Here is a 14,059-nt window from a genome sequence, read left to right on the forward strand (position 1 = left end):
AAACCACGCCGGCCCGACGCCGCCCCTCAGCGCGCCGGCGTCGAGAGCCACGCGACGACGACGTCCCCGATCATCGAACGCAGCCTCGGCCGGGTGCTGTCGGCCAGGAGGTCGACGTCGAAGAGGTAGCCGAACGTGTACTGGTTCGCGACCTGGAACACGCAGTAGGCGCTGATGAGGAGATGGACGTCGAGGGCGTCGACGTCCTCACGGAAGCTCCCGTCCGCCATACCGCGCGAGAGGATCGTCTCGAGTACCTCCATCGCCGGCTTGCCCAGGTCGCGCAGCACCTCGAGCCGACGGATCCCGTCACCTCGGTGGATGTTCTCGATCGCGACCAGGCGCATGAAGTCCTGGTGCTCCACGTGGTGGTCGTACGTCAGCTCGGCAAGACGACGGATCGCGTCCACGGGCCCCAGGTCTCCGACCTCGAGGTGCTCCTCCGCGTCGCGGATGCCGCGGTAGGCATGCTCGAGGACGGCGAGATAGAGCTGCTGCTTGCCGCCGAAGTAGTAGTAGATCATCCGCTTCGTCGTGCGGGTGCGCTCCGCGATGTCGTCGACGCGCGCCCCCGAATAACCGTCCTCGGCGAACGTCCGGGTGGCCACCTCGAGGATCTCGGCCTTCGTACGCTCGGGGTCGCGTTGTCTCGGGACGGTGTCGTTCACGGCCATCAACTTACCCTCGCCAGGCTATGTACGAACTGGTACGTTCTGACGGTGCGCACCTCGATCGCCACCGTCTGCATCAGCGGAAGCCTCGTCCCCAAGCTCCACGCCTGCGCCGAGGCCGGGTTCGACGGGGTCGAGATATTCGAGCCCGACCTCGTCACGGCGTACGAGTCGCCGGAGGAGATCAGGACGCTCGCAGACCGGCTCGGGCTCTCACTCGACCTCTACCAGCCGTTCCGTGACGTCGAAGGCGTCGACGAGGTGGTGTTCGCCGACAACCTGCGGCGCGCGGAGAGCAAGTTCCGGCTGATGAACCGCCTCGGCATGGACCTCATGCTCGTGTGCAGCAACGTCGCCACCGCGACGATCGACTCGGACGAGGTGTCGGCCGAGCAGCTGCGCGCGCTCGGCGACCTCGCCGCGGCATACGGGGTGCGCGTCGCCTTCGAGGCACTGGCCTGGGGAAAGTACGTCGACGACTACCGGCGGGCCTGGCGAATCGTCGAACGCGCCGACCACCCGAACGTCGGCGTGTGCCTCGACTCCTTCCACATCCTGTCGCGCGGCCACGACCCCAGCGACATCGAGAAGATCCCCGGCGACAAGATCTTCTTCCTGCAGCTCGCCGATGCTCCAGCCCTCGACATGGACGTCCTGTCGTGGAGCCGCCACCACCGGCTGTTCCCGGGTGAGGGCAGCTTCGACCTCAGCGGCTTCCTCGGTCACGTCCTCGCCGCGGGATACACAGGGCCGTTGTCTCTCGAGGTGTTCAACGACGTCTTCCGCCAGACCGACGTCCGCCGTACGGCTGCGCACGCGCACCGCTCGCTGGTGTGGCTCGAGGATCAGGTCCGGCGCCTGGACGCCCCGGAGCCGCTGCGCCCCCTGACCTCCGTCTCTCCCCCGCAGGCCTTCGACTTCGTCGAGCTGCGCGGCTCGGGCCTGGACGAGGTAGACCTGGTGCTCGAGCAGCTCGGCTTCACCTTCCGCGGACGGCACAGGACGAAGCCGGTGCGGCTCTGGTCCTCCGGTCGCGCCCGGGTGATCCTCAACGAGCAGCGCGACAACGACCGACCCGCCCACCTGGCCGCCTTCGGTCTTGAGGTCGCCGACGCCGACGCGGCGCTGGCACGCGCGCGCGAGCTGGCCGCTCCGCCGGTATTCCGCCAGACCCACGCCGGTGAGCAGGACCTGCCGGCGACGGCGGCGCCCGACGGCATGCAGATCCTCTTCAACGACAACGGGCCGGACCCCCGCTGGCTCGCGGAGTTCACCTACGGCGATCCCGAGAACGACGACGTGGCTCGCTCGATCGACCACGTCAACATCACCCAGCGCTGGCAGGACTTCGACGAGGCCGTGCTGTTCTACCAGAGTGTGCTGGGTCTGGAGGCCGAGCCGGCACGCGAGGTGGCGAGCCCGCGGGGGCTGGTCCGGAGCCAGGTCATGCGCACGCCCGACGGCTGTGTACGGCTCCCGCTGAACGTCGAGCCGCAGGCAGAGGAGCAGCGTACGCAGCACGTGGCGTTCTCCTCCACCGACGTCGTCGGTCTCGCCCGCGCCGCCCGCCGGCGAGGGCTGTCGTTCCTCCCGGTGCCGGACAACTACTACGACGACCTCCGCGCCCGCTTCGCTCTCGACGACGCGTTCGTCGCGCAGCTGCGCGAGCACGACCTGCTGTACGACGAGGACCCCGACGGCGGGTTCGTGCACTTCTACACACGGACCCTCGGCGACCTGTTCTTCGAGTTCGTCGAGCGCCGCGACGCGTACGACGGCTACGGCGCCGCGGCCGACGCGCCGGTCCGGCTCGCCGCACAGCGCGCTACGGCCCAGCACCCCGGCACCTGAGCGCGTCGCCTCACCGCGGGGCGACGGGACCCGTCGAGCCGCGCAGCACCAGCCCGGCCGGCACCACCAAGCGAGGCGGTGTGCGCCTCGAGCCGCTGGGGCTCGTCCGGTCGAGCAGGAGTTCCACCGCGGCGCGTCCGACCTCGACGTGCGGGCCGCCCAGCGTGGTCAGGCTCGGGGTGCAGAGGTCGGAGGCGAAGATGTCGTCGAACCCGACCACGCTCACCTCCTCGGGGACGCGCACTCCGCGCTGCGCCAAGCGCTGGACGACGCCGATCGCCAGGAGGTCGTTGTGCGCGACGACCGCGCTCGCGCCGGTGGTCAGAGCGCTGTCGGCCGCGGCGCCACCCTGTGTCACCTTCGGCGTGAACGGCCCGACGCGCTGGGCGTCGACGCCGAGGTCGTCGGCTGCCGTCCGCAGAGCCGACCAGCGCATCGATGCCATCCACGAGTTGCGGGGACCGGCGAGGTAGACCAGACGCCGGTGCCCGAGCGAGACCAGGTGCTCCACGATCTGACGGCACCCTTGCACGTGATCGAGCACGACACTGGGGAGCCCGGTGAGCTCGCGGTTCATGAGCACCACCGGGCGCTGGGCCGCGATCTGCTCGAGGTTCTCGTCGGGAAGCCGGCTCGCGGCGAGGACGAAGCCGTCGACCGAGCTGACCAGGCGCTGGATCTGGTCGTACTCGATCCTCGGCGACTCCTCGGCATTGACCAGCACGAGCGTGTACTCCGACGCCTTGGCTCGTAGCTCGGCGCCACGGATCAGCTCGAAGTAGTGCGGGTTGGTGATGTCGGAGACGACCATCGCGACAGTGTGGTGACGCCCGGACAACAACGCTCGCGCGTGCGGGTTTGGCCGATAGCCGAGCTCGGCAGCCACCGCGAGGACGTGCTCGCGGGTGGACGCGTTGACCCGGCCCGGGGTCGAGAAGGCGCGCGAGACGGTCGAGGTCGCCACTCCGGCGACGGCAGCGACGTCGTAGATCGTCGGTACGGGCACCCGCTCACTCAAGCCGGATGGCAACCGGATGGCAACCCCTTGCCATCCGGTTGCCGTTCTCCCTAAGTTCGCCTGCTATGACCGAAGTCACACCGCAGCCGCAGGGCTGGGGACGGGGGAAGGCGTTCTTCGACGCCCCGCCGCGATGGCTCGCCCGCACGATCCGCGCCGCCACCGCCATCGAGCTCGCGATCGGCATCGCGGCCCTGCTGCTGATCTTCTTCCTCGTCATGGCGCAGGCCGCCCAGCGCTACCTGCCCGTCGACGGCTGGCCCTGGACCGGCGAGCTCGCCCGCTTCTGTCTCGTGTGGCTGACCTTCGTCGTCGCGGGCGTCCTCGTCACGACCGACTCGCACATCGCGATCGAGATGGTCGACGCGGTTGGCAACGAGGTCGTACGCCGGCTGGTTCGCGTCATCTCGTGCCTCGTCGTGGCCGCGGTCGGGATCGGCCTCACCGTCGAGGCGTGGTCGCTGATCGAGAGCCAGGGCATCCTCAAGTCCCCCGCGATGCGGATGCCGATGTCGTGGTTGTACGCGGTCTCGCTCGTCGGCTTCGTCAGCATGACGGTGCGTGCCACGGTGGCGGCGGTCCAGTACGCCGTCGTCGGCGTCCCCCAGGACGAGACGCAGACGGAGGCACCGGTCGCATGAGCCTGCTGGTCCTCGGCCTCCTGATCACGCTCCTGCTCGTGATCCGGGTCCCGATCGCCTTCGCGTTCATCGGCCCGTCGATGCTCTATCTGCTCACCAACGACCTGTCGGTCGGCCTTGCGCTGCGGCTCGTCGCCCAGTCCACGGCAAGCTTCCCGCTTCTGGCGGTGCCGCTGTTCATCCTGCTCGGGACCCTGGCCAACCACGCAGGGATCGCCGATCGCCTCTTCGACTTCGCGCTCGCCCTGCTCGGCCGGGTCCGCGGCAGCCTCGGTTACGTCAGCGTCGGGGTGAGCGTGGGCTTCTCCTGGATGAGCGGATCGGCCGTGGCGGACGCCGCTGCGCTCGGCAAGGTCCAGATCCCGGCGATGCTGCGCGCCGGCTACTCCAGGAAGTTCGCGCTGGGTGTCACTGGCGCCGCGTCGCTGATCGCGCCCGTGATGCCACCGAGCATCCCTGCCGTCGTCTACGCCGGGCTCGCCGCAGTCTCCACCGGTGCACTCTTCGCGGCATCGGTGGTGCCGGCGCTCCTGATGGCCGTCGGGTTGTGTGTCGTCGTGTTCCTCTGGGTTCGTCGTGACCCCAACATCGAGCGCACGCAGTTCAGTGGGGCGCGCGTGTGGGAGACGGGCAAGCGCGTCATCGCTCCGCTCGGCGCGCCGGTCATCATCCTCGGCGGCATCCTTGGCGGCGTCTTCACCCCGACCGAGGCCGCCGCCGTCGGCGTCGCCTACATGGCGGCCCTCGGCTTCGCCTACCGCACCCTCACGGTGCGGGACCTGCCGAAGGTGCTCACCGAGGCCGTCCTGACCAGCGGCGCGATCATGCTCATCGTCGCCTCGGCCAACCTGCTCGGTTACATCTTCGCCCGCGAGGGGGTCGCGAAGGACCTCTCGGCCTGGGTCCTCGACCTCACCTCGAGCCCGACGGTCTTCCTGCTGCTCGTCCTGCTGCTCTCGCTCATCCTCGGTACGGCCCTCGACGCCATCGCCGTCCTCACGCTCGCCGTCCCGATCCTTCTCCCGATCGCCGCGGTGTACGACGTGGACCCGATCGCGCTCGGAGTCCTGATGATCCTGTCGCAGATGATCGGGCTGCTCACTCCGCCGGTGGGCACGGTCATCTTCGTCCTCCAGGCGATCGCGAAGGCCCGCATGTCGGAGGTCTTCTGGGGCGCGCTGCCGTTCATGGTGCCGTTGCTCCTTCTCTGCGTCGCCATCATCTTCTGGCCTGACGCGATCCTCTACCTCCCTCAGAAGTTGGGGCTGTGAGGTCTCGTGCGGCTGATGGCCGCGAGTCGGTCCTCGTCGCGCTCCTTGGCCAAGGGGTCGGTCCGTCGCTGACACCACCGATGCACGAGCGCGAGGCCGACCGGCACGGACTGCGCTACGTCTACAAAGTGGTCGACCTCGACGACCGGCAGGTGGGCGCCGACCACCTGCGGCAGCTGCTCGACGCCGCGGTCGAGCTCGGCTTCGACGGTCTGAACGTCACCCATCCGATCAAGCACACGATGATGCCACTGGTCGATGAGCTCGGGCCCGAGGTCGAGCGCATCGGCGCCCTCAACACCGTCCTGGTGCGCGACGGCCGCACCGTCGCCCACAACACCGACCTCACCGGGTTCACCCGCGCGTTCCGCGAGGGGCTCCCGGACGCCGACCTGACCGACGTGGTGCTGCTCGGAGCGGGCGGAGCAGGGACGGCGGTCGCGCATGCCCTCTCGGACCTCGGCGCCATCACACTGCACGTCGTCGACCCGGACCTTGCTCGCGCCGACGGTCTGCGGGCGTCGCTGACCGCGGCGGGCAGCGGTCTCGACGTGCGGACGTCGGATCCCGGCGCGTTGGAGTCGGTGCTGACCACCACATCGGGAGTCGTCAACGCCACGCCCGTCGGAATGGCCCACCACCCCGGCTCGCCCGTGCCGGACACGTTGCTCACCCCGCGGCTGTGGGTGGCCGACATCGTCTACCGCCCCCTCACGACCGAGCTGCTCCGTACTGCGCGAGCACGCGGCTGCCCCACCCTCAGCGGTGCCGGGATGGCGGTCAACCAGGCCGCCGACACCTTCGAGCTCCTCACCGGCAGACCCGCTCACCGCGAGGAGATGTTCCGCGACTTCGACGAGATGGTCTCGTCCGAGGTCGCCGACACCCCCGTCCCACCGTCTCGGGAGACCTCCGGAGAAAGGAACCCATGACCATGTCCGCAGAGAAGCTCCGCCGAACCACGGCACTCGCCGTCTGGGCCGTCGTTCCCGTCCTCGCTCTCACCGCCTGCGGTGGAGACGGGGACGAGGGCGGCGGTGACGTCGAGCTCACGCTCGCCCACAGCTACACCGAGAACCAGCCACAGCACCGTTGCGGTGCGCAGGTGATCGCCGACGAGGTCGAGAAGTCGGACGTCGGCCTCACGATCGCGCTGCACCCCAACAGCGAGCTCGGCGGTGACGCGGACCGGATCAGCTCGGTCGTCTCGGGAGACATCGACATCGACATCCAGGGCGCATCAGCACTCGGGGCGGTGTACGAGCCGATCGCGGTGCTCGACGCTGCCTACGCCTTCGACGACGCCGACCACCTGGCGACGTTCTTCGAGAGCGACGCGTCCGGGGACGTTCTCGACGGCTTCAAGGAGGAGACGGGCGTGTCCACGCTCGGCGCCTGGTCGGCCGGGATGCGTCAGTTCACCGCCAACGAGCCGATCCGCACACCCGATGACCTCGAGGGTCTGCGCATGCGCTTTCCCGCGTCCCCGCAGTTCCTGATGAACGCGAAGGCGCTCGGGGCGAACGCGACCGAGGTGGCGTACGAGGAGCTGTTCCTCGCCCTGCAGCAGGGCACCGTCGACGGACAGGAGAACCCGATCGTCAACATCGACGCGGTCAGCCTGGACGAGGTGCAGGACTACCTGAGCATGTCGTCGCACCAGGCCAACTCGAACCTGGTGATCGTTGGTCAGCGGTGGGACGAGCTGTCCGACGAGCAGCAGGAGGCGCTCGAGTCGGCGGTCGACGCCGCGGTCGAGCAGGTACCCGGGTGCGTCGAGGAGGACGAGCAGAAGAAGCTCGCCGAGTGGAAGGAGAGCGGTTCGCTCAAGGTCGTGGAGGACGTGGATGTCGACGCGTTCCGTACGAAGGCCGACGCCTACCTCCGCGACAACTTCGACGACGAGCAGCTCGCCGTGTACGAGGCGATCAGGGGCACGGCTGGATGACGGGCGAGGGGGAGGTTCAGACGTTCGCGGGCCCTGTGGCGGTGGAGGACCTCGGTGTCACGCTGATCCACGAGCACGTCTTCGTGGGTCACCCGGAGCTGGACCTGAACTTCCCCCACCCCGAGTGGGACGAGGCCAGGTCGGTCGAGGTCGCCGTCGCGGGCTTCGACCGGCTCTGGGACCTCGGGGTACGGACGGTGGTCGATCTCACCGTGCTCGGTCTCGGACGCGACGTGGCACGGGTCGCCGCGGTGGCTGCGCGGACGCCGGTGAACCTGGTCGCGTCGACGGGCTACTACACCTCGGACGCCCTGCCACCCTTCTTCCACACCCACGGTCCCGGCCTGCTCGTCGGCGGGCCCGATCCGCTCGTCGAGATGTTCGTGCGCGACATCGAGGAGGGGATCGCCGGGACCGGGATCCGGGCGGGCATGCTCAAGGTGGTGACCGACCGCCCGGGGCTGACGCCGGACGTGACCCGGGTGATCACCGCCGCCGCAGTGGCGCACCAGCAGACGGGAGTGCCCGTCACCACCCACACCAACGCCGCGTCGCAGAACGGCCGTGAGCAGCTGGCTCTGCTCTCTCGGCACGGGGTCGCTCCGGAACAGGTGATCGTCGGCCACTGCGGGGACTCCGAGGACCTCGGCTACCTCCGCGAGCTTGCCGACACGGGCGCCACCCTCGGGATGGACCGGTTCGGGATGGAGCACGTGCTGGAGGACGAGCGTCGTGTCCGGACGGTCCTGGCGCTGCTGGAGCGCGGCTACGCCGACCGTCTCGTGCTGTCGCACGACGCCGCGTTCTTCAGCCGCGTGACACCGCCGAGCTGGAGAGCGCGGCACGTGCCGAACTGGCACATGGAGAACCTTCCTCGGCGGATCCTCCCGATGCTGCGTTCGGGCGGGGCGAGCGACGAGGACCTGCACCAGATCCTCGTCACCAACCCCGCCCGGCTGCTGGCAACCGGCCCCCGCCTTCCCGCCAGGCGACCGTCTCACGGGCGGTCACGCGAGCAGGAGCATCAGGCCCTCGACGAGGAGGGCAGGCACGGTCGTGAGGACGCAGGCGACCAGCGCAGAGCGTGACGCCATGGCGCGGAGGCGTCGGTCTGCGGAGCCGCGCTCCTGGTCGCACCCCGTGAGGTGTCAAGGACGGAACGGGGGGTAGTGGGTGCGTACAGAGAGCACGACAAACGGAAGAGGAAGATCATGACGAACCAACCGGCAGGCAACCGCGCCCATGACGGCGACTCCGACGCCAAGACCATCCGCACGCTGACGATGGTCGTCGCTGCTGTCTTCCTACTCATCGGCATTCTCGGCTTCATCCCGGGGATCACGACGAACTACGACACGATGACCTTCGCCGGGCACGAGAGCAACGCCAAGCTCCTGGGCATCTTCGAGGTCTCGATCCTGCACAACATCGTTCACCTGCTGTTCGGCCTCGTGGGGCTCTGGGCGGCGCGTGCCGCGCGGACCGCGGTCCTGTACCTCATCGCCGGCGGCGTCATCTACCTTCTGCTCTGGATCTACGGGTTGGTCATCGACCACGACGACAGCGCGAACTTCATCCCCGTCAATGACGCCGACAACTGGCTCCACCTCGTCCTCGGCGTCGGGATGGTGGCTCTGGGGCTCTACGGGCGACGCGCGCTCGACAGCCACAGGGGAACGAGCCCTCGCACCACCGGCCGGTGACTCGTCGCGGTGCGTTCGACCCTGCGGTCAGTCACGCAGGGCCGAACGCACCGCGTCCCGCGTCCGATCGACGAGGGACGCGAGCGGGCCGGTGACAACGTGCGCCGCCGGCGACTCGACTCCCGGGTGCGGCCGGGTGGGGGCGATCTTCTCGGCAGCCCGGACCGCCCCCGCCATGCGGCGCAGCTCGTCAGGCTCCACGTGCCGGCGCAGCAGCGGAAACTCCTTGCGTTCCTCGTTGCCGGCGTGGTGCAGCACCATCTCGTGCAGCATCGCGAACCTGACCCGGAACTCGGGGTCTGTCACGTCCATGTCGTCGAGCCGTGCCAACAACTCCTTCGACTCCCTCTCCTCCGCGAGGCGATCGCGAGCAACGGTCTCGCCCTCATCGCTCTGCCGCTTGGCGAGCGGGTGGACGATCATCTCCTCGGCGGTCTCGTGGACGGCGAGGAACGCCCGCAGCTCGTCGAACCGCTCCTTGCGCGTGCCGTCGCCCGAGACCTCGACCTCACGGAAGAGCACGCGGATCCGATCGTGCTGCGCCAGCAGCAGGTCGACGACGTCCAGCTCGGTCTCCTCGGCGGCCATGGCGTCCTCCTCGTCTCGGTGGGACCCTCCGGTTCCCCTGGTGCCCGTGGTCATGCGCGGGCCGCGTGTCGGGCGATTCTGTCCCGCTGCCCTGGGTACCGGGCCCGGGAACGCCATCGACTGCCGAGCCGAGGAGATGCCCCATGAGCGACGAGACGTTGGTGGCCGACTTCCTCGTGGAGCGGTTGCGCGCATGGCGGGTGCCTCGCGTGTTCGGCTACTCGGGGGACGGCATCAACCCGTTCATGGGTGCGCTGCGACGGGCGGCGGGAGACCCTGCGTTCGTCCAGGCGCGGCACGAGGAGAACGCCGCGCTGATGGCCGTCGGCCACGCGAAGTATGCCGGCGGGGTCGGCGTCGTCACGAGCACACAAGGCCCCGGGGCCGTCCATCTCCTCAACGGCCTGTACGACGCCAAGCTCGACCACGTGCCCGTCGTGGCGCTGGTAGGACAGCAGCAGACGACCGTCCTCGGATCGGAGTACCAGCAGGAGATCGACCTCCAGGTGCTCTTCACCGAGGTCGCGCGCGACTTCGTCCAGACCGTCATGTCGCCGGAGCAGGTGCCGGTCGTCGTGGACCGGGCGTTCCGCACGGCACTCGAGCGACGGTCGCCGTGCGTGGTGATCCTCCCCCACGACGTCCAGACCGGCATGCTTCCTGCCGAGCCGCCGCAGGAGCACGGAATTGTCGTGAGCGCACCCCGCTGGTCGCCCGCCCGCGTCGTCCCTGAGGATGTGCAGCTCGCGGCCGCGGCGGAGGTCCTCAACGCCGGAGCACGGGTCGCGCTGCTCGTCGGCCAAGGTGCCCGCGACGCCGGTGACGAGGTCCGCGCCCTCGCCGAGCACCTCGGAGCGGGGGTGACGACCAGCCTCCTGGGCAAGCCGTGGTGGGACGAGACCCTCCCTTACAGCTGTGGCGTGATGGGACACCTGGGCACCACCGCCTCGGGATGGCTGATGGAGCAGTGCGACACGCTGGTGATCATCGGCTCGGACGATCCCTGGAGCGAGTTCTATCCCCCGCCCGGCGCCGCCCGAGCCGTGCAGGTCGACATCGACGGCCGGAACCTCGGCCACCGCTATCCCGTCGAGGTGGGTGTGCGGGGCGACGCGGCCGAGACGCTGCGGCGTCTCCTCCCGATGCTCGAGGGCCGTGCGGGCGACGATCCGTGGCGGAGCAGCGTCGCCGAGCAGGTCACCCGCTGGCACGACATCCGGCAGCGTCGTGCGGCCCGTCCGGCCGACCCGCTCAACCCCGAGGCGGTCGTCCACCACCTCAGTGCGCACCTTCCCGGCGACGCCCTCGTCAGCGTCGACGTCGGGTCGGTGACGTACTGGTACGCCCGCCACCTGATGTTGCCCCACGGCGTCCCGGCCCATCTCTCCTCCACCCTCGCGAGCATGGGATCGGGTCTCCCGTACGGCCTCGCCGCCAAGCTGGACCAGCCAGGACGACCGGTCGTCGCTCTCGTCGGTGACGGCGCGATGCAGATGAACGGGATCAACGAGCTCGTCACCGTGGCTCGGTCCTGGCCGGAGTGGGATGATCCGCGGTTCGTCGTGCTGGTCCTGCACAACGGGGATCTGGCCGAGGTCACGTGGGAGCAGCGCGAGACCGAGGGCGAGCCTCGGTACGAGGCCAGCCAGTCGCTCCCCGACTTCCCGTACGCCGCCTACGCGGAACTCCTCGGGCTGGAGGGCATCCACCTCACCTCGCCCGACGAGATCGACGCCGCGTGGGAGCGCGCTCTTGCCGCAGACCGGCCCGTCGTCATCGAGGCGATGGTCGACCGCGACCAGCCGCTGCTGCCTCCGTTCCCTGGTGGTCGCGAGAAGCTGGACAGCTTCCGGCGCGGTCTCCACGCGGAGGGCGAGTCCGGTCGTCACGCCCGGGAGCTCCTGGAGCAGCAGGTGGCGGACGAGGAGTGACCTACGGGAGGCGGTCGATCGCCCGCTGCGCCTTGGCCTCGGCGCGTTCGGCCGCGGTCCGGGCCTGACGCGCCTCTCTCACGTCGCGCTGGGCGGCGGCGATGTCGTGGTCCAGCCGAGCGAGCTCGTCCTGCAGCGCCGTACGCCGCTGCTCGAGGTCGTCGAGCGCTCCGCGGGCCGATGTCGTCTGTTGCTCGGCCTGCTCGATCGCCCGGCGAGCAGCCACCAGGCGGTCCTCGGCGTCCGACCTCCTGCGTTCGGCTCGACGTCGCTCCTCCGCCGCCCTCGCGGCTGCCTTCTCCTCGGCCTTGGCTGCAGCCTTCTCCGCCGCCGTGTCCTCGACCCTCTCCTCCGGTTCCTCGCGCCGGGCCGGCTTCTTCTTCTTCTCCGGCGGCGCCTTCCTCGGCCTGGCCTTCCTGGTCGGCGCGGGCTGCGTCGGCGACGGCGCGCGACGAGGGCGCTCGGCGACCTCTCCGACCGACTCCGGCAGCGCCACCTTGCCGTCGAGCTCCACCGGCTCGAGCCCGGTCGCCACGAGCGCGTCGACCAGCAGGCCGGTGTCCAGCGCCGCCGCGGCGGCGGCGTCGGTGAGCGCGGCGTTCAAGGTCTGTGCGACCTCGTCCGCCCCCGGACCTCCGAGTGGGTCGCCCGCCTCGTCCGCGAGACGGCGTGCCTCGGCCACCAGGTCGGCTACCAGATCACGCCGGCGCGAGGCGAGGGCCCGCAGCTCCGCGCCGGCCAGACGGTCCTGCGCGGACCTGAGCTCCGCGCCCAGGGCCTGCAGCGCGTCGAGCCGTCCGGGATCGGCACGGACGAGCAGGTTGGTCGCCCACGCCGACTTCGTCGGTTTGCGCAGCCGCCCGATGCGGCGAGCCGACGAGGCGTCGCCGTCGGCCCGGGCCTCCTTCGCGTACGCCGTGCGAGCGCCCACGAAGTCGGCGGGCAGCGTCACGTACAGTGCCTGCGCCACCTCGTCGACGTTCACTCCGCCACCATGGCACGAGCCGACCCGGCAGCGTCTGCTTGCCGGGATCGCAACCGGGTCAGACGGCCGCTGTCGCGGCGATCACGCGCGTCATGAACGTGCTGTTCGGGTCCTCGCGGTAGGAGCCGAAGGGGTCGCACACGACGAAGCCGGACGAGGCGTACAGCGCGCGGGCAGGCGCGAAGAACTCCATGCTCCCCGTCTCCAGCGAGATCCGTCGGACCCCCCCGGTCACGCGCGTCGGCGAGGAGGTGCGTGAGGAGACCGCGGGCCACTCCCCGGCCGCGGTGGCGGGGGTCGGTCCGCATGCTCTTGAGCTCCTCGTGCTCGGGCTCGAGCTCCGCGAGCGCTGCCGTCCCGACGATCTGGTCTCCGTCGCACGCCACCCACATCCGCACCGACGGCCGCCTCAGACCGTCGAGGTCGAGGGCGTGCCGGCTGCACGCAGGGGCGGTGGGTGCAAGGTCGTCGAGGTGCGCCTGGAGGAAGGCGGAGAGGCCGGGGTCGGCGAAGTCCGCACGATGGATCTGCGTCGTCACCGGCTCATGCTCGTACGCCGATGTTTCCGTCGCGTGAACTCCCGCCGAGCACCGTCCGGAGGTAGTCGTCGACCGCGCTCAGGTCCGCCGCGTCGACCCGGTGACCGAGGTAGCCGTCGGGGCGGACGAGCAGCTGCGTGCTCCGCCTCGGATCGAGACCCATGCCTTGGCGCAGGCCCTCCGAGACATTCAGCTGACGAGCGCGGACCATCCCTGGCCAGCGACTCTCCAGTGCCCGCACCGCAGGCGTGGCCCAATGGTCCCCAGGCCCGCACAGGAGGAGCGTGAAGGCCGTCGGCGACAGGCTCTGCTGGAGGCGGAGGGGCCGACCGTCCACGACCACAGGGCCGTCCGGCAGCGGACCGTTGCGATAACCCACGTCGAGCTCGGCAAGCGCCCGGAACGCCGCTCGACGGATCGCCGGGACCCTGGTCAGCAGTGGCAGCACCGCCGTCGCGACACGTGGCCGCAAGGCGCGCACCGGAGCCTCGAGGAGGTCGCAAGACGGAAGGCGCGGCCTGTCGTTCGCAGCACACCGCGGCGACCGGGAGGCGCTCGTCGGCGTAGGAGTCCAAGAGCGCCTCGCCTGCCTCCCCCCGGCACACGAGCGCCAGCTTCCAGCCGAGGTTCACCGCGTCCTGGATCCCGGTGTTCATGCCCTGGCCCCCGCCGGGCTCTGGATGTGCGCCGCATCGCCCGCGAGCAGGACCCGACCGTGGCGCAGGCGGTCGACGCAGCGCTCCGAGATCGAGACGTCGGTGAGCCAGGCCGGGTCGCGGACGACGACGGCCACGTCGACGTCAGAGCCCGGCTCGGGATCGCTCATGGCTCGAGACTAGGTCCGTCAGGTCGGCGTGCCGCAACCTTGTTCGTCGCTAGGCTGACGACTCCACGCGACGGAGCGGAGTGGACC

At 70.1% G+C, this 14,059-nt stretch carries 14 protein-coding genes and 2 pseudogenes; 8 read left to right on the forward strand and 8 right to left on the reverse strand.

The features are described 5' to 3' along the window. Positions 1-26 precede the first annotated feature (26 nt). Positions 27-674, reverse strand: coding sequence for a TetR/AcrR family transcriptional regulator (locus tag KV097_RS07910; RefSeq protein ID WP_220340970.1), 648 nt, complete (start codon positions 672-674; stop codon positions 27-29). Between the two features lie 45 nt (positions 675-719). Here KV097_RS07910 and KV097_RS07915 point away from each other — a divergent pair, with 45 nt between their 5' ends. Next, positions 720-2,522: a bifunctional sugar phosphate isomerase/epimerase/4-hydroxyphenylpyruvate dioxygenase family protein gene (locus tag KV097_RS07915; RefSeq protein ID WP_220365562.1), complete on the forward strand. Its 1,803-nt coding sequence runs from the start codon at positions 720-722 to the stop codon at positions 2,520-2,522. Between the two features lie 10 nt (positions 2,523-2,532). Here the strand turns inward: KV097_RS07915 and KV097_RS07920 are convergent, their stop codons facing one another. Beyond that, complete coding sequence (locus KV097_RS07920) at positions 2,533-3,528, reverse strand: LacI family DNA-binding transcriptional regulator (RefSeq protein WP_220340968.1); 996 nt, start codon at positions 3,526-3,528, stop codon at positions 2,533-2,535. A 77-nt stretch (positions 3,529-3,605) separates the two neighbouring features. Between KV097_RS07920 and KV097_RS07925 the strand changes: the two genes are divergently transcribed. From KV097_RS07925 to KV097_RS07950, 6 genes are all read left to right on the forward strand, one after another. Then, positions 3,606-4,181 (forward strand): TRAP transporter small permease, encoded by a 576-nt coding sequence (locus tag KV097_RS07925; protein ID WP_220340967.1) that lies wholly within the window; start codon positions 3,606-3,608, stop codon positions 4,179-4,181. Then, a complete protein-coding gene (locus tag KV097_RS07930; RefSeq protein WP_220346721.1) occupies positions 4,178-5,452 on the forward strand; it encodes a TRAP transporter large permease in 1,275 nt (424 codons plus the stop codon). The genes KV097_RS07925 and KV097_RS07930 overlap by 4 nt, the downstream gene beginning before the upstream one ends. Then, complete coding sequence (locus KV097_RS07935; RefSeq protein ID WP_220365563.1) at positions 5,449-6,384, forward strand: shikimate dehydrogenase; 936 nt, start codon at positions 5,449-5,451, stop codon at positions 6,382-6,384. The genes KV097_RS07930 and KV097_RS07935 overlap by 4 nt, the downstream gene beginning before the upstream one ends. Beyond that, positions 6,381-7,400: a DctP family TRAP transporter solute-binding subunit gene (locus KV097_RS07940; RefSeq protein ID WP_220340964.1), complete on the forward strand. Its 1,020-nt coding sequence runs from the start codon at positions 6,381-6,383 to the stop codon at positions 7,398-7,400. The genes KV097_RS07935 and KV097_RS07940 overlap by 4 nt, the downstream gene beginning before the upstream one ends. Beyond that, positions 7,397-8,488 (forward strand): phosphotriesterase, encoded by a 1,092-nt coding sequence (locus tag KV097_RS07945; RefSeq protein ID WP_220365564.1) that lies wholly within the window; start codon positions 7,397-7,399, stop codon positions 8,486-8,488. Before KV097_RS07940 ends, KV097_RS07945 begins: the two co-directional genes overlap by 4 nt. A 123-nt stretch (positions 8,489-8,611) precedes the next feature. Next, positions 8,612-9,103 (forward strand): DUF4383 domain-containing protein, encoded by a 492-nt coding sequence (locus KV097_RS07950; protein ID WP_255559280.1) that lies wholly within the window; start codon positions 8,612-8,614, stop codon positions 9,101-9,103. A 27-nt stretch (positions 9,104-9,130) separates the two neighbouring features. Here the strand turns inward: KV097_RS07950 and KV097_RS07955 are convergent, their stop codons facing one another. Then, on the reverse strand, positions 9,131-9,691 hold the full coding sequence (locus KV097_RS07955) for a hemerythrin domain-containing protein (protein WP_220340962.1): 561 nt from the start codon (positions 9,689-9,691) through the stop codon (positions 9,131-9,133). A 143-nt stretch (positions 9,692-9,834) separates the two neighbouring features. Between KV097_RS07955 and KV097_RS07960 the strand changes: the two genes are divergently transcribed. Continuing rightward, positions 9,835-11,622, forward strand: a complete 1,788-nt coding sequence (locus tag KV097_RS07960) for a thiamine pyrophosphate-requiring protein (RefSeq protein ID WP_220365565.1) — start codon at positions 9,835-9,837, stop codon at positions 11,620-11,622. A 1-nt stretch (position 11,623) separates the two neighbouring features. Here KV097_RS07960 and KV097_RS07965 read toward each other — a convergent pair whose 3' ends face one another. From KV097_RS07965 to KV097_RS19725, 5 genes and pseudogenes are all read right to left on the reverse strand, one after another. After that, the gene (locus tag KV097_RS07965) at positions 11,624-12,607 is read right to left on the reverse strand and encodes a hypothetical protein (RefSeq protein ID WP_220365566.1); all 984 of its coding nucleotides are present in this window, start codon (positions 12,605-12,607) and stop codon (positions 11,624-11,626) included. A gap of 58 nt (positions 12,608-12,665) precedes the next feature. Further along, positions 12,666-12,800, reverse strand: coding sequence for a hypothetical protein (locus tag KV097_RS19155; RefSeq protein WP_255559281.1), 135 nt, complete (start codon positions 12,798-12,800; stop codon positions 12,666-12,668). Positions 12,801-12,840: 40 nt separating this feature from the next. After that, positions 12,841-13,146, reverse strand: a pseudogene (locus tag KV097_RS19895) (GNAT family N-acetyltransferase); the annotation flags it as partial. A 4-nt stretch (positions 13,147-13,150) separates the two neighbouring features. Then, positions 13,151-13,627 carry a hypothetical protein gene (locus tag KV097_RS19160; protein WP_255559391.1) on the reverse strand — a complete coding sequence of 159 codons (477 nt, stop codon included), beginning with the start codon at positions 13,625-13,627 and terminating at the stop codon, positions 13,151-13,153. 109 nt (positions 13,628-13,736) lie between these two features. Further along, positions 13,737-13,972: pseudogene (locus tag KV097_RS19725) on the reverse strand (FAD-dependent monooxygenase); the annotation flags it as partial. Between the last annotated feature and the right edge of the window lie 87 nt (positions 13,973-14,059).

This window comes from Mumia sp. zg.B17 (assembly GCF_019550915.1).
Taxonomy (GTDB): Bacteria; Actinomycetota; Actinomycetes; order Propionibacteriales; family Nocardioidaceae; genus Mumia.